Annotated in this window: 20 protein-coding genes and 1 pseudogene; 14 read left to right on the forward strand and 7 right to left on the reverse strand. The window is 33.1% G+C overall.

Annotation, left to right across the window (positions count from 1 at the left end; genetic code table 11):
* Positions 1–1,087 precede the first annotated feature (1,087 nt).
* The 5 genes from rplI (at position 1,088) to WD055_03955 (ending at position 6,066) form a co-directional block, all read left to right on the forward strand.
* Positions 1,088–1,537, forward strand: a complete 450-nt coding sequence (gene rplI, locus WD055_03935; GenBank protein ID MEX0849355.1) for a 50S ribosomal protein L9 — start codon at positions 1,088–1,090, stop codon at positions 1,535–1,537.
* A 10-nt stretch (positions 1,538–1,547) separates the two neighbouring features.
* Positions 1,548–2,924, forward strand: a complete 1,377-nt coding sequence (dnaB, locus tag WD055_03940) for a replicative DNA helicase (GenBank protein MEX0849356.1) — start codon at positions 1,548–1,550, stop codon at positions 2,922–2,924.
* 462 nt (positions 2,925–3,386) lie between these two features.
* Entirely contained in the window at positions 3,387–4,943 is a 1,557-nt protein-coding gene (locus WD055_03945; GenBank protein MEX0849357.1) for a trypsin-like peptidase domain-containing protein, read from the forward strand.
* 61 nt (positions 4,944–5,004) lie between these two features.
* Positions 5,005–5,487, forward strand: coding sequence for a crossover junction endodeoxyribonuclease RuvC (gene ruvC / locus WD055_03950; protein ID MEX0849358.1), 483 nt, complete (start codon positions 5,005–5,007; stop codon positions 5,485–5,487).
* 108 nt (positions 5,488–5,595) lie between these two features.
* Entirely contained in the window at positions 5,596–6,066 is a 471-nt protein-coding gene (locus WD055_03955) for a hypothetical protein (GenBank protein ID MEX0849359.1), read from the forward strand.
* A 55-nt stretch (positions 6,067–6,121) separates the two neighbouring features.
* Here the strand turns inward: WD055_03955 and WD055_03960 are convergent, their stop codons facing one another.
* The 3 genes from WD055_03960 to WD055_03970 all read right to left on the reverse strand — a co-directional run bounded on the left by WD055_03960 (position 6,122) and on the right by WD055_03970 (position 8,710).
* On the reverse strand, positions 6,122–6,475 hold the full coding sequence (locus WD055_03960; GenBank protein MEX0849360.1) for a hypothetical protein: 354 nt from the start codon (positions 6,473–6,475) through the stop codon (positions 6,122–6,124).
* A 42-nt stretch (positions 6,476–6,517) separates the two neighbouring features.
* A complete protein-coding gene (locus WD055_03965) occupies positions 6,518–8,215 on the reverse strand; it encodes a hypothetical protein (GenBank protein MEX0849361.1) in 1,698 nt (565 codons plus the stop codon).
* Between the two features lie 69 nt (positions 8,216–8,284).
* Positions 8,285–8,710, reverse strand: coding sequence for a hypothetical protein (locus WD055_03970; protein MEX0849362.1), 426 nt, complete (start codon positions 8,708–8,710; stop codon positions 8,285–8,287).
* 245 nt (positions 8,711–8,955) lie between these two features.
* On the opposite strand from WD055_03970, the gene WD055_03975 reads away from it, so the two are divergent.
* From WD055_03975 to WD055_04000, 6 genes and pseudogenes are all read left to right on the forward strand, one after another.
* Complete coding sequence (locus WD055_03975) at positions 8,956–9,621, forward strand: hypothetical protein (protein MEX0849363.1); 666 nt, start codon at positions 8,956–8,958, stop codon at positions 9,619–9,621.
* Positions 9,622–9,642: 21 nt separating this feature from the next.
* Positions 9,643–9,834: pseudogene (locus tag WD055_03980) on the forward strand (leucine-rich repeat domain-containing protein).
* A 172-nt stretch (positions 9,835–10,006) separates the two neighbouring features.
* The gene (locus tag WD055_03985; protein ID MEX0849364.1) at positions 10,007–10,735 is read left to right on the forward strand and encodes a hypothetical protein; all 729 of its coding nucleotides are present in this window, start codon (positions 10,007–10,009) and stop codon (positions 10,733–10,735) included.
* Positions 10,736–10,764: 29 nt separating this feature from the next.
* Entirely contained in the window at positions 10,765–11,322 is a 558-nt protein-coding gene (locus WD055_03990; protein MEX0849365.1) for an ankyrin repeat domain-containing protein, read from the forward strand.
* Positions 11,323–11,517: 195 nt separating this feature from the next.
* A complete protein-coding gene (locus WD055_03995; protein ID MEX0849366.1) occupies positions 11,518–11,985 on the forward strand; it encodes a leucine-rich repeat domain-containing protein in 468 nt (155 codons plus the stop codon).
* A gap of 492 nt (positions 11,986–12,477) precedes the next feature.
* Positions 12,478–13,035 carry a carbonic anhydrase gene (locus tag WD055_04000; protein ID MEX0849367.1) on the forward strand — a complete coding sequence of 186 codons (558 nt, stop codon included), beginning with the start codon at positions 12,478–12,480 and terminating at the stop codon, positions 13,033–13,035.
* 1,251 nt (positions 13,036–14,286) lie between these two features.
* Here WD055_04000 and recF read toward each other — a convergent pair.
* Entirely contained in the window at positions 14,287–15,375 is a 1,089-nt protein-coding gene (gene recF / locus WD055_04005; GenBank protein ID MEX0849368.1) for a DNA replication and repair protein RecF, read from the reverse strand.
* Between the two features lie 3 nt (positions 15,376–15,378).
* Positions 15,379–16,515: a DNA polymerase III subunit beta gene (dnaN, locus tag WD055_04010; protein MEX0849369.1), complete on the reverse strand. Its 1,137-nt coding sequence runs from the start codon at positions 16,513–16,515 to the stop codon at positions 15,379–15,381.
* A gap of 154 nt (positions 16,516–16,669) precedes the next feature.
* Here dnaN and WD055_04015 point away from each other — a divergent pair, with 154 nt between their 5' ends.
* Positions 16,670–17,887 carry a hypothetical protein gene (locus WD055_04015; GenBank protein ID MEX0849370.1) on the forward strand — a complete coding sequence of 406 codons (1,218 nt, stop codon included), beginning with the start codon at positions 16,670–16,672 and terminating at the stop codon, positions 17,885–17,887.
* Positions 17,888–17,987: 100 nt separating this feature from the next.
* On the opposite strand, the gene xerA is transcribed toward WD055_04015, so the two are convergent.
* Positions 17,988–18,896 carry a site-specific tyrosine recombinase/integron integrase gene (gene xerA, locus WD055_04020; GenBank protein MEX0849371.1) on the reverse strand — a complete coding sequence of 303 codons (909 nt, stop codon included), beginning with the start codon at positions 18,894–18,896 and terminating at the stop codon, positions 17,988–17,990.
* 243 nt (positions 18,897–19,139) lie between these two features.
* Here xerA and WD055_04025 point away from each other — a divergent pair, with 243 nt between their 5' ends.
* Positions 19,140–19,463 carry a hypothetical protein gene (locus WD055_04025; GenBank protein ID MEX0849372.1) on the forward strand — a complete coding sequence of 108 codons (324 nt, stop codon included), beginning with the start codon at positions 19,140–19,142 and terminating at the stop codon, positions 19,461–19,463.
* A 68-nt stretch (positions 19,464–19,531) separates the two neighbouring features.
* Here the strand turns inward: WD055_04025 and proS are convergent, their stop codons facing one another.
* A complete protein-coding gene (proS, locus tag WD055_04030; GenBank protein ID MEX0849373.1) occupies positions 19,532–20,950 on the reverse strand; it encodes a proline--tRNA ligase in 1,419 nt (472 codons plus the stop codon).
* 143 nt (positions 20,951–21,093) lie between these two features.
* Here proS and guaB point away from each other — a divergent pair, with 143 nt between their 5' ends.
* On the forward strand, positions 21,094–22,596 hold the full coding sequence (guaB, locus tag WD055_04035) for an IMP dehydrogenase (protein ID MEX0849374.1): 1,503 nt from the start codon (positions 21,094–21,096) through the stop codon (positions 22,594–22,596).
* The last annotated feature ends 579 nt before the right edge of the window (positions 22,597–23,175 follow it).

Below are 23,175 nucleotides of genomic sequence, written 5' to 3' on the forward strand. Positions count from 1 at the left end.
TCACTTGGCCTTTTTTATTATCTTAAATTATGCACTTCAGAGTTGAATCTGGGAAATAATTACCACACAGTTTCCAAATAGTATGTGATAAAAATCCAAGCACAAAAAAAATAAATCGATTCATCCATTTTGTCATCCCTGAAGGGGATCCAGCGGTAACCGGTGTGATCTAGAGAAATACTTAGCCAAAAAAGTTTGTTCATTTAGGGAATGATTGGTTTTTAATGTTTTTAAATTTTACTTTATAATACTCTTTAGACAATGCACATCATTGACCAAGACTTTATTAACATTAAGCCGGTCACCGCTAGATTCCCTTCAGGAATGACAAAATGGGCATATTTTTCATTAAATGATATTACACAAAAAATACAATTTTGATATACTATGCGCAGCCATAACTTGCGTTTTCAACTTTGCTTAACTAACCCTATAGGAACTTATCACTTGCTTCTTTAATTCAACTTATTTTTACTTTACAATGCTGTGAACATTTTTAATATCTAACGTTGCTTTTCACATAGGATGTAATATCCAAGGACGAAAAACAAAGCATTTTTTTGCCTATTTTGTCATCAAGTATGTTTAAACAATTTAATGTGATAATTTAGGTGCAAAAAAACAAAGTAATTTGCCCATTTTGTCATCAAGTATATTTAAACAATTCGTAAAAATCCAAGCACAAAAAAAATAAAACAATTTGCCCATTTTGTCATCCCTGAAGGGGATCCAGCGGTAACCGGTGTGATCTAGAGAAATACTTAGCCAAAAAAGTTTGTTCATTTAGGGAATGATTGGTTTTTAATGTTTTTAAATTTTACTTATTTTATAATATTTTTTAGATAATGCATATCATTGATCAAGACTTTATTAACACTCAGCCGGTTACCGCTGGATCCCCTTCAGGGATGACAAAATAGAGAATTATTTCATCTATAATGATCATTACTATACAAAAAAAATTAAAAACTGTTCGCAGTATTAAAATAAAAAAACTGTTGTCTTGATTTTGAAGAAAGCGTTTTTTGCTTTATACTATTAAATACGATAAAAAAATTAGATTTGGTTTATATGCAGGAGAAACACCATGCGCATATTTTTATTAAAAGATATTGAAAAAATTGGCCTTGAAGGCGAAATAGTTAGAGTAAAAGATGGTTTTGGAAGCAATTATTTAGTACCTCGCAAATTAGGTATTGAAGTTACGCCAAAAAATGAACATCAATTTCTAAATCGTGTCAAAAATGTTGAGCATCGTAAAGAAGCTATTGCAAGCAAAACTTCTATGCTTGCTGAAAAAATTAAATCTTTACGCATAAAAATTAAACACAAAGCACATGATGAAGGCAAACTTTTTGGTGCTGTCAGCCCAAACGAAGTTGTTGAATCATTAGCTGAAAAAGGTATATCGGTTTCAAAAAGCCAAATTGATTTTGGCAAATCAATTAAAACAACCGGTACTTATGATGTTAAAGTAAAATTATCTTCAAAATTACAACCTTCATTTTCGTTGGTTGTTGTAGCTGAAAAAGCATAATAATTAATCAATGTATAAAAAACAATATGCTCAACGAGCACAAAAAAACAGACCTTCATCAGAGCAATTACTCGGCAAGTCGTTACCTGCAAATATTGATGCAGAACGAGCAGTTTTAGGTGCGTTACTCATAAATGATGAGTGGGTTGCACAAATTCTTGAAATTTTAAAGCCGGAAGATTTTTATAGTCCGTCTCATAAAATTATATTTGAGCATATTGTTGCATTATCTCAACAGTTCAAGCGTGTTGATTTAGTTACCTTGCAAGACGAGTTAACTAAAAAAGAACAATTAGAAACAGTCGGTGGCGTAGTTTATCTGATTTCTCTACAGGAAGAGATACCATCGGCCGGTTTAATTAATCAACATGCACAAATTATCAAAGAAAAATCTATTTTACGTGAACTTATCGGATCGGCAACCGGTATTATAACTAACTGTTATACGCAAGATCAAAAAGAAATTGATACCGTATTGGATGAAGCCGAAAAAACAATTTTTCAGATTTCTAATAAACGTTCATCTGAAAGTTTTGTACAGCTGAACATATGGCTCAAAAAAACATTTGCTCATCTATCTGATATAAAGAGTCATTCAAAAGGCATCACCGGTGTTCCGACCGGTTATAAAAAACTTGATGATTTAACCAGTGGATTTCAGAAAGGTGATTTTATTGTATTAGCCGGTCGTCCTTCTATGGGTAAAACCGCATTAGCGTTGAGTATGGCAACTTATGCATGTGAACAAAAGGTCGCAATTGGTGTTTTTTCATTAGAGATGTCAGCCGAACAGCTTACGTTGCGTTTGCTGTCAGGTGAATCCGGTGTTGCTCATCATAATATTCGTAATGCAACGATAACATCTGATGAATGGGTTGAATTGACGAACGTTGCAGCACGTCTTGCAGATTTTAAACTGTTTATTGATGATACTGCAATGTTGAACATAATGGATCTGCGAGCAAAAGCACGTAAGTTAAAAGCAGAGCACGATATTCAATTTCTTATTATTGATTACCTTCAGTTGTTGCATGGTTCTTCTCGTTATGAAAATCGTCATCAAGAGGTTTCGGAAATTTCACGTTCCATCAAAGCTTTAGCAAAAGAGTTGAACATTCCTATTTTGGCCGGTGCGCAGTTGTCACGTGCAGTTGACAGTCGTATGGATAAACGTCCAATGCTATCTGACCTTCGTGAATCCGGTGCGATTGAGCAAGATGCTGATTTAATTATGTTCTTGTATCGCGATGTCGTATATAATCCTGAAACTGAAAATCCTGCATTATCAGAGGTTATTATTGGTAAGCAACGTAATGGACCAACCGGCACTGTTTATCTTCACTTTGCTCGAGAGTTGACTAAATTTCAAGATATGGAACAAGATTAATATTCAGTGATAATCAATTTTGACCATTTTGGACACTAAGTATATTCAAACAATTCTTAAATAGAATGTCATAATCCAAGTACGAAAAATAAAGTGATTTTGCCCATTTTGTCATCAAGTCAACAACATACTTGATGACAAAATGGGGAGTTTTGACTTCATGTTTAAGCTATTATCACCACTCATTTAAAAACATGCTTTTTTGTTTTAGGCTTTCATGTTTCTCCCTCCTGTCATTCCCAGCCGTCGCTAACCGTACTTCGCATAAAGCTTCGTAGGTCTGTCCTCTGACTTGTGCGCAGAAGCTTCAGCGAAGGAGTAAGTTTTAACGTAAGATGGAAGCTAAGGCGGGCAGGCTGCGAAGGCAGGAATCCTTATTACTTTCCCTTGAATAATAATAAGATGCACGGTATCCTTTGACTGTGTTAATTTTAAAAAAGAACAAAAAAAGGATAAAAAAAAGTGAAGCCATTTGTATCTATAATAGTATGTTTAATATTTTTTAATCATTACATTCAAACACAAGATATTCTTAATCATCAAGAACTGGTCTGTCAATTACGTCAACCTTGGCGGCATATACAAAATCAAGTAAAAGATTGTGTTGTGCAAATATTTGCACAACGAGCAGAAATAAACATTTGTTGTCCATGGTTTTCTCCTGCTCAACAACCTGCACGTGGCAGTGGTTTTTTTATTAATGATAAAGGTGAACTACTTACCAATGCACATGTAGTTGATCAAGCCCTTACTATTTGGTTACAAATTCCATCATTAGGAAAACGTTTTATTAATGTTGAACTTATTGGTGTATGTCCTGAAAATGATATTGCTCTATTGCGCATTGCTCAAGATGAATTTGAGATGGTAAAAGAACAGTTAGGAGAAATTCCGTATTTGCAATTAGGTGATTCAGATACCGCATATCGTACGGATGAAGTTTTGGCATTAGGCTATCCTTTAGGACAAGAATCGCTAAAAAGCACTACCGGTGTTATCAGTGGTCGTGAGCAGCAGTGGATACAAATGGATGCTGCTATTAATCCGGGAAGTTCCGGAGGCCCAATGCTCAATATGCATGGAGAAGTTGTCGGTATAAATTCTGCAGGTTACACTGAAGCACAAAATGTTGGTTATATTATTCCTATTAATAATGTAAAAGTTATTTTATCAGAGTTATACAAGAAAAAATTATTACACAAACCATTTTTGGGAGTTCTGTCTATCAATGTAACTGATGACACAACTGATTACTTGCGTAATCCTCAACCGGGCGGTTGTTTTGTGGCAGAAGTTATAAAAGATAGTCCTCTTTATAATGCCGGCGTACAACGCGGTGATATGATTTATGAAATTAATGGGCATCGATTGGATATTTATGGAGAAATGAGTGTGCCATGGTCAGAAGATAAAGTTTCTATTATAGATTATGTTTCACGTATTGAGCTTGGACAAGAAGTTCCTATAATAGTTTATCGTAAAGGTGAGCGTTTAGAGCTGACAACTTCATTTAGCCAATCAAGTCGTTTACCAATTGATAGAATATATCCGGGACATGAACCTCTTGATTATGAAATTTTTGGTGGCATGGTTGTTATGGAATTAACATTAAATCATGTACATGCATTGGTTAATTATGCACCATGTTTGGCTCGTTATGGGGAAATGAAAAACAAAAATGAGCCGGTTTTAGTTGTAACGCATGTTTTTTCAAATTCACGTTTATATCGTTCTCGTAGCGGTATCAATCCGGGAAGTACACTTGTTGAAGTCAATGAACAACCGGTAAAAACATTAGATGATTTCAGACAAGCAATAAAAGAACCGGTTGATGATACTTATTTTGTAGTGCGTGCTGCAGATAAAGTGAGTAATATTACTGACAACTTATTAGTAGTATTACCGTATGAAAAACTACTTAAAGATGAACTCATGTTAGCAAAAAATCATCATTATCCTATTTCGGATACAGTCAAAGAGTTATTGCAAGCAAGAGAATTGATCTCTCTATTACCTTAGTATAGATATATTAATTGAGTGTTGCGTGCAACACTCAATTTTTTTTTAAAGAGAGTGTGATATGATCATTTTAGGAATCGATCCAGGTTTTTCAGTAACAGGATATGGTATTTTAAAAAAAGAAGGACCGACTTGTTATCTTATTGATTATGGTTATCTACAAATGTCATCACGTAAACATCTGTCTGAACGAGTACATATTTTTTATGATTTTTTTACTGAAAAAATCACAACACACAAAGTTACTGACATAGCATTGGAAACTTCATTTTTGGGTAAAAATGCTCAAAATTTTTTAAAGCTTGGATATCTGCGTGGTATCTTATATTTATTGGCTCATCAACATGAGGCACATTTGCATGAGTTTTCTCCGCGTGAAGTCAAACAATCAGTAACAGGATATGGTGGTGCATCAAAAGATCAAGTTGAACGGGTCATAATGCAACTGTTTCCTAAGCTGCAAACACAACAAAAACAAGATGTAACCGATGCATTGGCAGTTACATTATGTGGTTTGTGGAAAAAAAAATCATTGTCTTTTTGATAATTTTGTTCAAATTATTGCTTATCAAAGCCATTTTACGTTACAGTTGCAACAAGGGAAAAAGGGATGTTTTTTATCAGTTCTAGTAGGACTGTTAAGGAGGGTTATATGTATCATCAAAACCTACGCATGACGCCATCAAAGCATATTGACATAGCCCATATTGCACGTGTGAATCACGCAGCATTTTTAGAACATGAAATTATAGCTTTTAATGAAATGTTATTGAGTCCGGGGTTACATACTGTAACGGTAAAAAATAAAAAAGTTGGTCGTGAAATTGTTGATATATTTTTATCATTATTAAACTGTTATCAACGTGTTTATTGGTTGAGTAGTGACAGAAAGGTTCCACCGGGAACGATTAATTTGTATGAACAATTTAATACATTAAACTGCTTAGATGACAATGCCCAACTTTATGAATTTATGTGTACTCAATTTAATGCTAATTTTTTAGTAATTGAGTCTTCAGATATGTTGCAATACGAATCTTGGTTTGAACAGTTTCATATTGCATTGCATGAAATACATGCCTTTGATAATATTCCGGTGCTTCACTTAGATTTTATGCAATAGGCTTAACAAAAGAAAAGTGCTTCCAATAAAACAAAGCACTTTTCTTTATATTTTCTTATTTTTCAAGCATAGCGAGAAGCATAGATGCGGCTTGCTCAATTTCAGTATGTTTAAATTGTCCTGCACGTTGTTTTGCAGCAATCAAACCACTACGAAAAACTTCATTAAAATTTCCATAGGGAAACTCATAATGTTCTTTAACATCTTCTTGGCTATCATTATTTGTCGCCAAAAACCATTTGCCATAATCTGCAAATGAATGATTATCTAAATATGCATTTTGTGCATGAGCATCAGGATTATTCGATGCCCAATCATCAGTACGATTTACTTTGCCTTCTTGAATTAATTTGCGGGCATGTTCAACTGCTGCAACATTCAAAGTTAGTTTTTTTGCATGTTCTTCCATACTATCTCCTTTTGATAATGGAATATTTATAAAAATTCTTTTTTATGGTGCTTCTGCTGATCTCAGAGTTATTGCAGGTGCAACCTTGCGAGCTTGTTGGGTTTTAAGAAACTCGAGAATATTAGTTCTTTCCGGTAGCGAAAAGTCTTTAAGTAAACGAGGATCTCTTAATCCTTCAATATAATTATTGTATTCTTTTTTATTATCGAATGTCTTTAAGAAATCTTTATCAAGTAATTTAGCTAGGGCCAATAAGTAAATAACCTCGTTAAAGCTAAATGTTGTTGATGTAGGCAGGAACCATATTCGAATAGTTGGGATTGTTTCAGCTGCGCCGCAAGTGAAAATATGAAAACTAGTTGATGGATCCTGTGGTTGAAATTTTAATTTACCAAATTCAGGAGAGTGCCCAGTTATTGTTGTTATAGGCTTCATTTTCAAAATACCGTGCTCGCTTGGTTCAATATTGATGAGTGATTCTTGACTTGTGCTCCAAAGCTTGATTGTGCCATCACTGGAAATGGATGCAAGGTAGTTCCCATCGTTAGTGAATTCACACGCATTAACTGCACCTTGATGACCTTCTAGTACAAACTCTTTGTCACTAACAAAGTCATAAAGTATTATATTAGGAGCTTCCTCTACGCACAAACTAAGTTTAGAATCCGTATTTTTAGGAATAGCTATATAAGTAGCGGGGTTACCTTCTCCATCAAGTTGTTTTTTAATGAGCTTGTTTTTTTCTATATCCCAAATAATTACATTTCCAATACTATCACCAATATACAGCTTAGTTTCACTTGCTTCGATTACCGATATATATATATATTCTTCTCCTATAGGTGGAACGATTTTTTCTTCCAGGGTTTTTGGGTCAATAATTCTTATCGAGTTATCACTCTGAACAATAAAGAACTTTTGTGCATTTATACTATAATAGAGCATAGAAGGTTGCATAGCCTCATCTGGATAGTCGATTTCTTTCACTGTTTCGCCGGTTCCAATATTAACAATTTTGACTGAATGATGAATGTCATTATGATCAATTGTGCCTGCATATAGTTTGAGGCCATTAAGAAATATAAATTCAACTTCGTCATACTTGATACCATCGGCCAACTGACCAAATGTACTAACCGTCTTTGTTTTTATGTCTATACTCATTAGGTGATTGCCAACCCAGGCATACGCTTTTTCATCTGGTCCAAAGGTTACAGGATTGAGTATTTCGTCGAAAGTTTTGCTGTATATGCGCATATATTTGCCAGATGACCAAAAATCTTGTGTGTTCCATACACGTAGAGTATTTACATTATTTGAAACCGTTAAAAAATATTTTCCGGTAGTATCATAATCAAAATCTGTTGTTTCAGGTTGTTCAATTTTATAAATTGGTCTATTAAAAACAAGCTTAAGAATGTCTGATTCGTATTTTTTATATAATGCTTGAGCTATAAGGCCTTGTGCTAGATAAGGCACTTTGTTATTGATATTTTCTAGAGCCTTAAACGCAGATTGACCGCTTTTAAGTGCTTGATAGTAAACACTTAAATAAGCTTCAACTTGAGGTAAAAATGCTTGTGCTGCTAAACTTGCAAGTTTTGAAACTGAAACTTGAGAAGATTGTGGTTTGCTATTTTCTGATATACTCGGAGATAAGCTTGACGGACTTGCAGCTGCATTTGATATTTGGGGGGCTACAAAAATACATACTAATACGCTATTAGTTACTGACTTCATGGAGCAATCCTTCAAAGTAAGTTTTTTTTGCATGTTCTTCCATTTTTTCTCCTTTTAATGTTTTTAAATTTAAAAATGTAAATCAACATAAGGTTCATTGTTAAACCAATTTAAAGCTTTATATTTTTCATCCTTAGAAAACTTATTTCTGTAAAGAAATATTTCTTTCAAATTAGGTATTGCCTTTAACAGTTGTGGTCGTAAATCTTCTAAAGAGCTTAATTGGTTATCTGTAAGTCTTAACCTTTCTACTTCTTTTATGTTAGGTATAAGAGTTATCCCATCTAAATTGTTGAGGCCTTTATTAGATAGATCTAATGTCAAAGTTCCACTTTCATTTATTAATCCTAGGTTTTCGCCTTGACTAAGCAATATATTAATACTAATAATCATAGGCGCACTTTTTGCCAATCTAGGCCCTGATCTAAGAGGACTTGGATCTCCGCCGTACACATTTAATATAAATACAGTACATATTATTAGTAACTTTTTCATTTTGTTCTCATTTTTAAGGTTTAGCTGGTCTCAACACAAGCTTTTTATTACAAATATAATTATAGCATATGGCTTTAAAAAGAAGCAAGAAATGAAGGGCGTCCAGGAATAAACAGATTAAAATAGGTAGTAAAAAACTATTCTAATGAAAATTTCACCTATATTTATATTTTTTGTTGTTTTATAATAATGAAATATTGTATATTTGTAAATAATAAGTTAGTTACACATAGCAAAGGAAGATTATGTATTCTATTAAAAATTCATATTTTATGATAACCATGCTGTTACTCGTAGGGGTGCATCAGGTAGTTTATTCAGATATGAAATCATGGGCTAAAATACTAGAAAGTAAAACAAAAAATGAAAGGAAAGATGTTACTGATTATAAATTGGCTTCAAAGTTTGTAGATGAGCTTAAAAACACAAAAATGAAATACTCTATTCAAAATAATGCATTGAGAAGAATAGCAGTTTGGGGTATTCCAATAAATAGTCCTCCTTATGTTTTGGCAGTCGTTCCTCCAAAAGTAAAAGCTGAGATAATAATTCCAGGTACATTATTAAAAATGTATGTGATTGATGAATCTATAATGATGCAAGGTGGTGCTGATGCTGCAAAAAAAGGCACACGTGTATTTGAGCAGTTTTTAAAAACAGTTCCCAAAGAGAAATGGGTGAAACTATTTTATTATGGTGGCAGTTTAGAATACATTTTTGAAAGACCGCGTGCATTGTCATTGCAATTTTTGAAAGACATTGCAAATAAAATTGTTGAGGCAGGAGGTGTGATTAAGGATGGCTTTTCCGTGAGTTCCATTAAGACTGCTGGAGGATACTCTTTAGTGGTAACAACAGACGAATCAGGTTTTAGGCGGTGGTCAATGCAAAATAAAAGAATAAGAATATAAAAGAATAAGAATAACAAATTAGTAAGTTTGCAAAGTTTGCCTAAAGAACTGCCTGCATTACAAGAGTTATATCTTATTAGTAACAAGTTAGAAAATTTACAGGGGATGCCTAAAGAGCTACCTGCATTACGGGAGTTATATCTTTCTGTTAACCCATTAAGTGATGAAGCCAAGCAAGAGATCAAAGCGAAATATCCATTTGTTGATTTTTAATAACAACATTATTTGTACATTATTGGGTTTGCGGTCTTTAATGATCGCAAGTCCATTTTTAATTTTAAAAGCTTTTAAAAATCTGTTTTCTTGATATCCATGCACCGAATATATTACAATTTGAATATATATCATAGGATTTATAAATCGCTTAAGATAAAAGGTGTAAAAAATGAAAAGAACAGTATTTTGGGTGATTTTGGTATGCGTAGCTTGTGATATGCATGCAAATATGAATAACTATGCGTCTAAATTTAAAAATTTACCATTGGTTACCAAAAAAGATGCTAGCAAACACACTCGGCGTGTTGATCGCTATAAAAACATTGGATTCAAATATGATTCAAAGTTAGTTCAAACATTTCTTTTGGATCTTAAAAAAAATCCGATGATTTATACTGTTGAAAATGCGATATGGAAAAGTAAGCGTATAGGGAGTGATCAAAAGACTATTGTTGTATGGGGAATTCCTTTTGAAGGTCCTCCCATATTAATTGCTGTTGTACCGCCAAAAGGAAAGGCTGAATTGAAAATACCGAGTGCGCTTTCTAAGTTGTATATTATTGATGAAACTACGGCACAATCAGGAGCTATGCAATCTGCTCAAAAAGGTGTAGCATCATTTGAAAATTATATTAAAGGTGTACCAAAAGAACAATGGGCTGTGCTGAATTATGAAGATTCATTACAACGCGTTTTCAGTCGACCACATACGGTACCACTTCAATTTTTACGTGCTATAGCAAATAGAATCGGTAATTCCGGAGGTTTAATTAAGGATGGCTTTACCGTGAGTACTTATGGAAATGACTCTTTACAAGTAAAATCAAATACTGTTGGTTTTTGGCAATGGATGGCGAAAATATGGCAATTTGATTACTTAGATCCTTCGGCAAGATAATTTGTGTAATAATTTGATGGATATCAAATATGAAAAAATATTATATGTTTTTAACGCTTATATGTTTGTATAATTATACGGCAGACGATCTGTCTGATTTACAAAATAAATTTGAAGGACTTTCTATAGAGCAAATGGAAAATCCTCAAGTTGAAAAAAAAGACATTCCTCAAGATGCAATAGATAATGAAGAAATATTTAAAGCCGTAAAAGAAAACGATGTAGAAAAAGTAAGAACATTGTTAATGGAAAATGCTCAATTTGCAAAAGCAAGTATAAAAGAATATCCAATATTGCATTATGCTGTTTGCAATGAAAATGTTGAAATCATTAAAATGTTGTTACAGCATGGTGCAAATGTAAATGTACAAGATCGTAAAGGAATAACTCCATTAATGAAAAACAAGGATAAAGAAGTTGCCGGTTTATTATTGAATTACGGTGCCGATAAGACATTAACAAATAAATCCGGATTAACAACAAAGCAATTCATTGGGAATATGGTAGGGCAAGATTTGGTAAAATATATAGATAGTTTTGTTCCGGATAAAGGTTTAACTAAAAGTGCCAGGAAAGTAAAAAAATAGAAGATAATTTTAAATAATCAATACTGCTAGGTAGTGATATTTTATTATTGGGTTTGCGGTCTTTAATGATCGCAAACCCATTTTTAGTTTAAAAAAAACTTTTAAAATCTGTTTTCTTGATATCCATGCATTAAATGTATTACAATTTGAATATACCTAAAGGTTGCGGATTGTTTAAGATGAAAGGTCTGAAAAATGAAAAAATTGCTGTTATTGTGTGCTGTGTTTACATTAAATATATATGGCGCAGATCCCAGGACTATTAGATCTGACCCAAGATTAGCCAAAAGTGTACCTAGTACTGGTGATATTGATAAATTACTTGTTAAAGGTGAACAATTTGAAGTTAAGCCGGTAGATGGTCGATTGACACTGAATCTGGCAGGTAAAAAGCTTCAAAATATTGGAGGTATGGCAAATATTCCTGGTATAGAAACGGTACAGGTATTAAATCTTGCTGTTAACGAATTAGTAAGCTTAGAAGGTTTGCCTGAAGAGCTGCCTGTATTACGTGGGTTAGATCTTCATAATAACCAATTAGAAAGTTTACAGGGGCTGCCTGAAGAGTTACCTGCATTACGTGGGTTAGTTCTTTTTGACAACCCATTAAGTGATGAAGCCAAGCAAGAGATCAAAGCGAAATATCCATTTGTTGATTTTTAATAACAACATTATTTGTACATTATTGGGTTTGCGGTCTTTAATGATCGCAAGCCCATTTTTAGTTTAAAAAAAAAGCTTTTAAAATTCGTCTTCTTAATAATGTATTAAAACGCAAATTTATTTAAGTTTTTTTATTTAACGTCCAAATATATTAAGTGTCATTAAAACATTCCATATGATTGAAATTTGAGCGTGTTTTATCTGATAGGACACCAAAAATGATTCTGTTTTTTATTTTACTAAAATGGGTCGTGTCGCATAATGTATATTATGTAATAATGAGAGTAGGTTCGACTAGGAGAAACAAAGCGGATTAAATTTGAAAAGAATCAAAGAAAAGTAAAACTTAGTAACAAGATAATATATGGTCCAAAATATTGCAAGAAAAAACCTAAAAATAGTTAAATTTAATAAAGATATATTATTTGAAACCGTGAAAATGGTATATTTATTGGAGAGGTCACTTAATAAAAAAAATGGAGTTATAAACCTATGTATCAAAAAAAAATTATTTCATGCCTATCTTTGATCGTTTTCAGTATGAATCTCATTGCAATGAATGAAGCTATTTCATATAATGCTGACATTGTAAAAAGAAAACGTATTCTTATGGCGTCAAATAATAAGCCTAAAGATAAGCTTATTTTGATAACCTGTATGGATACCCGTATAAATCCATATGCTTTATTTGGTATCAGTTCAGGCGAAGCTCATATCCTCAGAAACGCTGGTGGTATTGTAACTGAAGATGTAATTAGATCTATTTTATTATCTATGCATGCTCTTGGCACTAATCAAATAATGATCGTTAAAGAAACTAATTGTGGTTTAACAGGATTGAATGATAACACATTTAGAGCTGATCTTATGAATAAGTTTAAAACTGATACTGTAGTACCACAGCAATTCTATGGATTCTCAGATCTAAAAGAAAATATTAAACAACAAATGCAAAAAATAAAAAACCATCCATGGATCCCTAATGATATTAAAATACGCGGCTTTATATTAGATATAAAGACCGGTGGTTTGAATGAAGTAAAACCATAGAGAGCTTTTCATTTTAATTTTAAAAAAGATTGTATCTCCCCGCTCACGCGGGGTTTTTATTTAATGTATAACTATAAATACAGCAGTGTCTTATAACACAAAAGATATGTAAAAAACTGGAAAGGATATCTTTGAATACAATTTTACTAAATGATTTATAAAATGATTCTAAATAAAAATAAAATGACTTAAACAAATAAATCGAAAATTTAATCTACTTATTACAGTTGAAACTTTATAGATACAGTGTCCTTCGATAGAATTTTACTTCGTAAAATCACTCAGGATGAAAACAAGATAAAATAATACATATGCATTTCTAATGTATAACGCTACCGGATAAATGTATATTTCCATAATTAGGATGTAATTAAATCAATGTTTGGTCAAATTCAAACAATTCTTAAATAGCAGGAATGACAAAATAGACGATTATTTCATTTATAATGATTATTACTATACAAAAAAAAATTTTTAAAAACTGTTCACAGTATTGACCTTTATAATACACACTCTTATCCTCATCTTTCTCTTATCTTTTTCATCCTGAGTTATTTTACAAAGTAAAATTGTATCGAAGGATTCCTTATATTTTTTGGAAAATGCATTTCTTATGCTCAAGTGTAGAATGTGACAAGTCTTCTGTTGCACCAAAATATAATATAAAGTCTCTACCGTTAGTACAATAAGGAGAATTTCAATAAGTGGATCCCCGCATTCGCAGCCTGCCCGCCTTAGCTTCCATCTTACGTTGAAACTTACTCCTTCACTGAAGCTTCTGCGCACAAGTCAGAGGACAGACCTACGAAGCTTTATACGAAGAACTAGTCTTTATTTGATTCATCAAACAGCTATGCCTGAATAAACAACTATGCAGGACATTTATAGGTTCTCTTTGAGTATAACAAGATATGAATAGTCTAATTATGAGGAGTATAACATGAATGGCTCACTGAAAAACACCCTAAAAATAAACCATCGCATTGATACAAGTATCAATGCGATGGAAAAAAGGAGAGTAGTAATGAAGCCTAGTTTAAATGCCACTACACTAATAGTGGACTTTTGCATAAAAAAAATATGCTCTATATCAATAATAGTAAACTAAATTGCTGAAATGTCAACTTTAATATTTTTAAAATCAATTTAGTTTCAAGCAAATATTGATCTGATTACCAATTAATCTATATTATTCTTGCATGTTTGTCAAATTTGAAAAAAAAGAAAAAGCTTAATGTTATATACATCTTTTCAAATAGAAAAGTCTATCCGCTGAGCGCCCTTCTTAAGGAGCATATCTGCGAGAATTGATGATTTTATAGGGGCAGTGAATATAAGTTGGCCTTTCAGGTCAGTTAAGGTTTTGATTACAATTTGAGCACGATCATAATCAAGATCGGTCATAAAATCATCCAACAAGAAAATTGCCGGGCCTTTTTGCCTTGATAACGCCTTAATTTGAGCAATTTTAACCAAAAGCATGATTAATTTCTGTTGCCCACGAGACGCAAACATCCGTGATGCATTTCCTTGAAATGTAATGACAAAATCATCTAAATGTGCCCCAAACAGTGAACGGCCAAAACGTTTTTCCATTTCAAAAAGATTGCTATTAACCTTAAAGAAATCATCAAGTGTTAATATCCCACCAGTTTTTTTTGGCTTATAAGTAAAATTGATGTGAATGTCATAAGGAAAATAAGCTTTAAGCATCAGTTCAACCTCCTGTTGAAGTTGATGTAAAAATGCAATACGCTCGTTTTGTATTATGTTCGTTTTATGCCATAACTGTTCAGTCCAGACAGTATACATATCTTTATTAACATGCATAGCTTGAAGCAGTTTATTGCGATTATCAATAATCGTTTTATGTTCCTTTAGTTGTTGTATATAGCTTGGATTATAAAGCAGAATCGCTTGATCAATAAATTGTCTGCGCACATCAGGACCTAATTTAATCAGACCCAAATCATCTTCAGTCAATGTGATAATACGATAATAATCCATTAATTCTTTATATGAATGTACTGCTTTGTTGTTTAATTTTACCAGCCGCTTTTTTCCTGAAAAACCAACTTGTAAATTGCTTGTAGTGTTTCGCTCAAGCTCCATGTGCTCAAACACAACTTTAATAAAAAAATTTTCTTGTTCAAATTGCATCAAGTCACGCGGTGTATGAGTGCGAAATGAACGCAAATAACATGCATAATGTAAAGCTTCAAGCAGTGATGTTTTACCAATACCATTAGGACCTTCAATCAATACAATATTGCTTGAAAAATCTAATTTCTTATTGGTAAAACAACGAAAATTATTGAGTTGTACCTGTTTTATAAACACGGGTTATTGTTGCGCTTGTGTTGGAGAGACCGGCATAACTAAATACAACAAATTACTCTCTTTTTCATTTAATTCAAAAATAATCGGTTTAGATGAATTTTTCAGATGAAAATCAAGCTTGTCATCACCAAAAGTTTGTAACCCACTAAGCAGATATGGCGCATAAAAACGAACATCCAACGCCTGTCCGCTAAAATTTTCTAGCGCAACATGCTCATCTAAAGCACCGACTTCTTTATTTTGCATAGAAATATTTAACGATTCAGGTTTAAAAGCAAACTGTGTTGCAATAAATTGCCCGGAAAGTAAACATGATGAACGTCGTAATGTTTTAATTAAATGAGTGCGGTCAACTCTTGCTGCTACAAATCCATCTTTATTCAAAATGGCTTGATATTCAGGAAAACTGTCCACCAATAATTTAGTAAAGAAGTTAAATGACTCGCCTGAGAATACTAATTGATTATTACAAACACCAAGAAACACCGCTTTATCTGATGAAGCTTCCAATATCTTTTTTACTTCAAAAATAGCGCGACGTGGTAATAACCATTTTTTTGGTTCGTCCAGTCTATATTTATCAGTACTTACTTGTGCCAAACAATGGCCATCAGTACTGGTCATTTTCATGTTGCTATCAGAAATTTCTAAAAACAGACCGTTAAGTGAAGGGTTCGCATTATTTTGTGGTACTAAAAAAGCAACTTTACTTATCATATCAAGCAAAAATGGCGCATCCAGTTCCATTAAATTTTCGATGCGCTCCGGAAACGGTGGAAATTCTTGTGCATCTTTAATATGTAATGCCAGACGTGCTGTGCCCGCATTCAATTTCAATTGTGTTGCATCAACAGTAACTTTTATTTCACCGTCAAGCTCTTTGACCAAATCAAAAATGCGTTTACCGGGAACCAAGAATGAACGTGGTTCAGCAATGTCGCCATCTTTAAAAATATAACTTGCTTGTAAACTGATTTCCAGATCAGTACTTTTAAGAACTAATTCTTTATGACCAACTTGAAAATAAATATAACTGGTAGCATCAAGCGTTGTACGCTTTGTGCAAATTGGCTGCATCGAAGACAAAATACCCATAAATGGCTTTTGGTCTACGACAAAACTGTTTTTTTGCATTGTCATAATAAAACCTTTTAAACTATACGAAATATATTACTTTTTTATATGAATAATCTAAGTATAATACGGTTAACAAAAATATGAAGGTTTTGCATATTACCTTATATATGCGATACTTAATAACATCATACAAATTATCTTTTAAACGGAATTATATATGATTAATAACAAACGTGTTGCATCATTTCTATTTTTATTGTTATCAAGTTATCCATACACACAAACTGAAAATGTCTTTGGTCGTACATTTAAAAATTGGATTTCATCACGATTTGGTATCGATGCAAATGAACCTCTTGTCCATAGGGCCTTTAATCCCACCATTGAAAATCTAAACACTATTACATTAATCCCAACCGAATATGACCAAAATGGCCTTTCGGTTGCTGAACTTGCTCAACAAATTGATACCGGAAATGATGCCAATAATCCTTTATATTTAACTTTGCAAACCAATGATACCGTAAGTAAAACATGGCGAGTACATTTTGGACTTGATGTAACAAACAAAGAAGATACCGTTTTTGTTTATTCTCGTGGTTATGCTGGTGCAGAACGCCCTGAAAAACCTCGTAGAAATGGAAAGGAAAAGAAAAAACGTGGATTATGCGCAATTCCTAAACGTGGTGGCGGCGTTGTGGTTGGTTCACAATGGCTAAAGAACAGCATTATTAATGGCCAATGTGTCATGTTTGATTATCCCGATACACGCAGTTACTTTGATTTTGGCTTAAAGAATGATCAAAACTGTTTGGATACCATGTACAATGCATTAGTTCAAAGAACCGAAAATATTGTATTTTTTGGTAATTGTAGAGGTTCAAAAGCATTATTAAATTTTTTATCTCGTTCTCAACCTGAACATGTGCGTGCAGTTGTATTAGATGCACCATTTTTAGATTTAGTACAATTTACACAAGAAATTGGTAAAACCTATGCAAAACGTATTCCATTTTCAAAAGATATCGCTTATAAAATTATCACCTATTGGCATCCAAGCTATCATGAATCTGATGACCTCTCTTTAAATGATTTAAAACAGATTCCTACACAAACTCCGATTTTCATCGGTCATTTATATCATGATGCATTAGTTTCTGATGAATTAATAAAGCAGATGGTAACAACATTACGCGACTCAGGCCACGCTGTATATCTATTGGTTATTGATGATCATACTAAATCGCATAGCCGTCTGTATCAGACAGAACCTTTTGTAAAAGCGGTTAATGCCTTCTTTAAGAAATATAACTTGCCACACGATGCGATTTTGGCTCATGAGGGGCGTTTCTTACTTGCCAATGCAACGTATAATACAAAAAATATTGATAATTGGTCAAAAGACCGATTTCCATACGTATATAAAAATAGGTAATTACAAAAAACTATTATTATTTTTACAACTCATTAAAAAAAGGCTCTAGATAAAAAATCTAGAACCTTTTTTTTAATGTACTTATTCTTAGTTCAATACGTTATGAGCGTGGATGCTTTTTATCGTATATTTTACGCAAGTACCCAGTTTCTAAATGTGTATACACTTGGACTGTTGAAAGATTTTCATGACCAAGTAATAACTGTAATGAACGTAAATCAGCACCATTTTTGAGCATATGAGTTGCTAATGAATGACGCAATTTATGCGGTGAAATTGAACGTTTTATGCCTGATTTTTTTGAAAGATTTTTCAAAATAGTCCAAAATGCTTGTCGTGTTATTGGACGTACTTTACCGCCATAACAAACAGGGAACAAATAATCAGTTTTTCTACGAGCTTCATCAACTGCAATGAATTCTTTATGTGCAGTTTCAAGGTACTTTTTGAGCATACTCATGATATGTGCAGGTACCGGCACCATGCGTCCTCTGCCACCTTTGCCTGCAACAGCAACAAAGCCGGTATCAAAATGAACGTCAGTACGTTTTAAATTGATTAATTCACTGATACGCATACCTGAAACATATAACAAATAAAGCATGATTTTATTACGATAACCATTTGAATTAATCTCTTTATCTGCAGCTTCAAGTAACTGCTGGACTTCTTCTTCAGTCAAATATGAAGGAAGACGCTTTTCTAGTTTTGGAAAAGCTAATTCACGTGCAATATTTTCAAAACCAAGATGTTTATTAAGATAATTATAAAATGATTTTAAAGAAGAAATTTTACGTGACATACTACGTGCTTTTAAATCTTCTTTTTTTAACCACTGCAAGTATTGCTTAAGATCTGGTAATGTTATTTGTTCAACGCGCATTTTCTTTTTGGACATCCAATCTGAGAATTGTTGAATATCACGTTTATATGCATCGAATGTATTTACTGACACACGTTTTTCGGTCAATAGATACCCACAGAATTTTTGGACAATAGCATTACTCATTACTGACACCTCATTGAGTTTAATTATGTAAATGATATATTAATGTTTAATTATAGATTTACATAATATCACATCTATAGATTGTTGCAACTTATGTTCTGTTTTTTTATGAGTAACTTTCTTACCGGTCATATTATTTGTTATCTAAGTTGAGTCATATATATGATTTTTCTTGAAATATGTTATTGTTTTAAACAATTATTATGATTAATACAGATTTTTTTTTATTTATATAGGAAAATAATGAACAAACAGATGCTTATACTACTTGTATCTACAGCAGCTACATATCCCGCAGATAACTCACAAATACGTCTTTCCAGTTCAGAAGAATTTTATCAATGTCTGAGCGGCCAACCAATTCAAAATCAAGAAAAAATTGAACAAAAAGTCCAAGAAAGCTTACATATTTCAACTCAACTGATTAAAGAAGCTGAAAAGGATCCTCTGGTTACAGCATTCCTTCAACTTGCCAACAATCCTTGTGAAACAGAATCAGAAAACAAAGCCAGTTGGGTTGTATTTGGCACGACTCTCCATCTTAAAGTAAAAGAAATTATTAAATAATCAAGAATTATAAGCTTATAATTCTGAGTAACTTTTAAGGCCCATTTAATAAACTGGGCCTTTATTATTTAATATGCTTTTGCCACCAAAACATCAGTTACACTTGGTTTATCACACCAAAAACAAGTTTCAAATGTTTTTTTCGGTAATAAACAACGGGTAAATGCTTTGAATTTCTTCAACTCTTGTTCACATGCAGGATCTTGGCACCAACCGGTTTGATACAAACCACCATCTTTTGCCATATGAGGACCAAAATCTTTAAGTTTTGCCTCTTTATGCCATAATGATTGCATTTTTTCTTGTGCACGTTTGAAAAGTTCATTTTGTAGCATTTCAAGCTTTTCTGGAATAACTGTTTGCAAAGTTTCCATTGCAACAGGTGCTTTTTCAATACCAAGACGATCGGCCAACATAACTGAACTGTTTTCAAGATCTCGTGGACCAATTTCCATACGCAATGGCACACCGCGCAATTCCCATTTATAAAATTTTGCGCCCGGTGATTTATCTTCTTCATCAACAGATACACGAATATTTATTTTTTTGAGTTGCTGTGCTATTTCATGTGCCTTTTGCAATACAGCATCAACATCAGCACCTTTTTTGAGTATAGGAATAATAACTACTTGAATAGGTGCAATTTTTGGTGGTAATACTAAACCTTTCTCATCGCCATGCATCATGACCAATGCACCAACGAGTCGTGTAGTTACCCCCCAACTCGTTAAATATGGATATCGGTTTTTACCTTCAGCGTCTTGAAATGTCATATCAAATGCTTTGGCGAAATCTTGGTGTAACAAATGAGATGTCCCCATCTGCAAAGCTTTCCCATCAGGCATAACAGCTTCAAATGTTAAGGTTTTCTCTGCACCGGGGAACTTTTCTGAATCGGATTTAACACCCATAATAACCGGAATTGCCAAATAACTTTGCGCTAAATCAACATATTCATGCATCATTAATGCAGCCTCTTTTTCGGCTTCATCTTTTGTTGCATGTGCAGTGTGGCCTTCTTGCCACAAAAATTCAGTCGTGCGTAAAAATGGACGAGGACGCAATTCCCAACGGACAACATTTGCCCATTGATTAATTTTTATAGGCAAATCACGCCAAGAGTTAAGCCATTTTGCAAACATATGATGTACAACTGTTTCTGAAGTTGGACGTATAACTAATGGTTCATCAAGTTTTTTGCCACCTGCATGAGTAACAATTGCCAATTCAGGTGCAAAACCTTCTACATGCTGAGCTTCTTTTTTTAAATATGACTCAGGTATTAATAAAGGAAAAGAAGCATTTTGATGTCCTGTATCTTTTATTTTCTTATCAAGGGTTGATTGTATTTCTTCCCAAAGAGCATAACCATAGGGCCTGATAATCATCGTTCCGCGTACCGGACCATGATCAGCTAGCTCTGCTTGAAAAATTACTTCATTATACCAATCGGAAAATTTTGTCTTAATATCGGGCAATTTGCTCATAAAATACCTTTTGCAAAACTATTGATTAACAGATATTTAGTATAATCAATGTTATTCAAATAAACAAAAAACTATCAAAAAAGAGTAAATATGTTAAAGTTGCTAGCTGTCTTATTAAATCACTTAAAATAAAAAGGATACCTATGAAGAAATTTCTTCTGATATTATTAATGACACCTATGATATATACCAATACATATGAGCACCCAAAAATCCAAACACTTGGCTTAAGTTATGATGATGTACTCATTATTCCAAATAAATCAGATGCTGTTACACGTGCATCAGCATCAACCAAAACACGATTAACACGCAATATCACTCTCAATACACCCGTAATTAGTGCAAATATGGATACCGTAACAGAAGGCCCTATGGCAATCGCCATGGCACAATATGGCGCTATTGGCATCATACATCGTTTTAATACTATTGAACAACAAGTACATGAAGTGCAACGTGTAAAACGTTTTACCAATACTATTATTGAAAAACCATTAACCATGCATGCTCATGAAACTATTGGGTTAGCACAAGAGTATATGGAAGCGTATAACATTAGTAGTGTATTAGTTGTGGATGATAGCGATAGATTAGTAGGAATACTCACTGCAAGAGATTTATGGTTCAATCCATCAAAAAGTATGTTGATATCAGAACGTATGACAACAAAAGAAAACTTAGTTATTGCTCCTGCTCATATTAATAAAAAAGATGCAAAAACATTATTACTTGAACATCGTATTGAAAAACTTCCTCTGATTAATGATGATTGGACTATTGCAGGACTGATGACAAGTAAAGATATATATAAAAAAGATACTTATCCCAATGCATCACTCGATAAGCAAGGGAGATTATTAGTCGGTGCCGCAATTGGTGTCAAAGAAGATGCTATGGACCGAGCAAAAGCACTTATCGATGCCGGCGTTGATGTTTTAGTAATAGACATTGCTCACGGACATTCAATTTTAGCTATTGATACCGTAAAAAAACTTAAGCAACATTTTCCTAACATTGATGTTATTGCAGGAAATGTTGCAACCGCTGAAGGTACTCAAGCATTAATCCAAGCCGGTGCAGATGCTATAAAAGTTGGCGTTGGACCGGGATCAATTTGCACAACACGTATTACTACCGGTAGTGGTTATCCTCAACTTTCAGCAGTATTACAATGTGCAACTGAAGCTGCAAAATATAATATTCCAATAATTGCTGATGGTGGCATAAAAAATAGTGGTGATATTACCAAAGCATTAGTTGCCGGCGCAAGTACAGTAATGTTAGGCAGTTTACTTGCAGGGACCAAAGAAGCTCCCGGATTACCGTTTATCAAAAATGGTAAAAAATTTAAAGTCATACGCGGCATGGCATCATTTAGTGCGAATTTAAGTCGTGAAGTGAATGAACGTGAAAATAATGATTTAAAAAAAATAAAACCTTATGTCCCAGAGGGAGTTGAGGCAATTGTACCTTATAAAGGTGAAGTAATTGATATTTTCACACAATTAATTGGGGGACTTTTATCAGGCATGAGCTATTGCGGTGCATCAACTATTGATCAAATGCATGATGAGGGTCATTTCGTACAAATGACCAGTGGTGGGCTACGTGAAAGCCATTCACATGACGTTATTGTTGCATAAATATAACATGTGTATTTCTAGTTGCTCAATGTGAGCAACTAGAAATGTTTTCATTTAAGCATTCTTTTTTCAAATTAAAATCCAAAAGTTGCACGATATTTCTTATATTTTTAATATAATTTTATATGCAAACAGACTCTAAAAAATTAAAATCATACAAATACTCTCTTTAACTTTTCATTTCTTAAAAACTTCCTCCTAGTCCATATATCAGAATATTGAAAGCTATCTGTATTTTATTACTTTCATCATTAATTCTTTATAGAATTTAAAAAAAAATAGTTATTAGATCTTTTTGAAAGCTTGCAACTGTTGCATTCAAAATGTGAAATAAAGTATCATAAAAGTAAGTTATGGAAAGTATATGAAAACATGATTCTTTGAAATTGCTCGCACATATAGCAAAATAGTAATTAGTAAAGTAATGAAGTAAGTATATGTAATCTCAAAAAGGAGATAACAATGGCTGTTACAAAGAAAAAAAAGACAGTTGCTAAAAAGACAACTGCTAAAAAAACTGCTGCTAAACGTAAGACTGCAAAAAAAGCAGCTCCTAAACGTAAAGTAGCTAAAAAAACT

The organism is Candidatus Dependentiae bacterium, assembly GCA_040878395.1.
Classification (GTDB): domain Bacteria; phylum Babelota; class Babeliae; order Babelales; family Vermiphilaceae; genus JAKBEL01.

Bases quoted from the DNA above. Each gene is read 5' to 3' on its own strand.
- rplI (MEX0849355.1), top strand. From the start codon at position 1,088: ATGCGCATATTTTTATTAAAAGATATTGAAAAAATTGGCCTTGAAGGC.
- dnaB (MEX0849356.1), top strand. From the start codon at position 1,548: ATGTATAAAAAACAATATGCTCAACGAGCACAAAAAAACAGACCTTCA.
- ruvC (MEX0849358.1), top strand. From the start codon at position 5,005: ATGATCATTTTAGGAATCGATCCAGGTTTTTCAGTAACAGGATATGGT.
- WD055_03955 (MEX0849359.1), top strand. From the start codon at position 5,596: ATGTATCATCAAAACCTACGCATGACGCCATCAAAGCATATTGACATA.
- WD055_03960 (MEX0849360.1), bottom strand. From the start codon at position 6,475: ATGGAAGAACATGCAAAAAAACTAACTTTGAATGTTGCAGCAGTTGAA.
- WD055_03965 (MEX0849361.1), bottom strand. From the start codon at position 8,215: ATGAAGTCAGTAACTAATAGCGTATTAGTATGTATTTTTGTAGCCCCC.
- WD055_03970 (MEX0849362.1), bottom strand. From the start codon at position 8,710: ATGAAAAAGTTACTAATAATATGTACTGTATTTATATTAAATGTGTAC.
- WD055_03975 (MEX0849363.1), top strand. From the start codon at position 8,956: ATGTATTCTATTAAAAATTCATATTTTATGATAACCATGCTGTTACTC.
- WD055_03985 (MEX0849364.1), top strand. From the start codon at position 10,007: ATGAAAAGAACAGTATTTTGGGTGATTTTGGTATGCGTAGCTTGTGAT.
- WD055_03990 (MEX0849365.1), top strand. From the start codon at position 10,765: ATGAAAAAATATTATATGTTTTTAACGCTTATATGTTTGTATAATTAT.
- WD055_03995 (MEX0849366.1), top strand. From the start codon at position 11,518: ATGAAAAAATTGCTGTTATTGTGTGCTGTGTTTACATTAAATATATAT.
- WD055_04000 (MEX0849367.1), top strand. From the start codon at position 12,478: ATGTATCAAAAAAAAATTATTTCATGCCTATCTTTGATCGTTTTCAGT.
- dnaN (MEX0849369.1), bottom strand. From the start codon at position 16,515: ATGACAATGCAAAAAAACAGTTTTGTCGTAGACCAAAAGCCATTTATG.
- WD055_04015 (MEX0849370.1), top strand. From the start codon at position 16,670: ATGATTAATAACAAACGTGTTGCATCATTTCTATTTTTATTGTTATCA.
- xerA (MEX0849371.1), bottom strand. From the start codon at position 18,896: ATGAGTAATGCTATTGTCCAAAAATTCTGTGGGTATCTATTGACCGAA.
- WD055_04025 (MEX0849372.1), top strand. From the start codon at position 19,140: ATGAACAAACAGATGCTTATACTACTTGTATCTACAGCAGCTACATAT.
- proS (MEX0849373.1), bottom strand. From the start codon at position 20,950: ATGAGCAAATTGCCCGATATTAAGACAAAATTTTCCGATTGGTATAAT.
- guaB (MEX0849374.1), top strand. From the start codon at position 21,094: ATGAAGAAATTTCTTCTGATATTATTAATGACACCTATGATATATACC.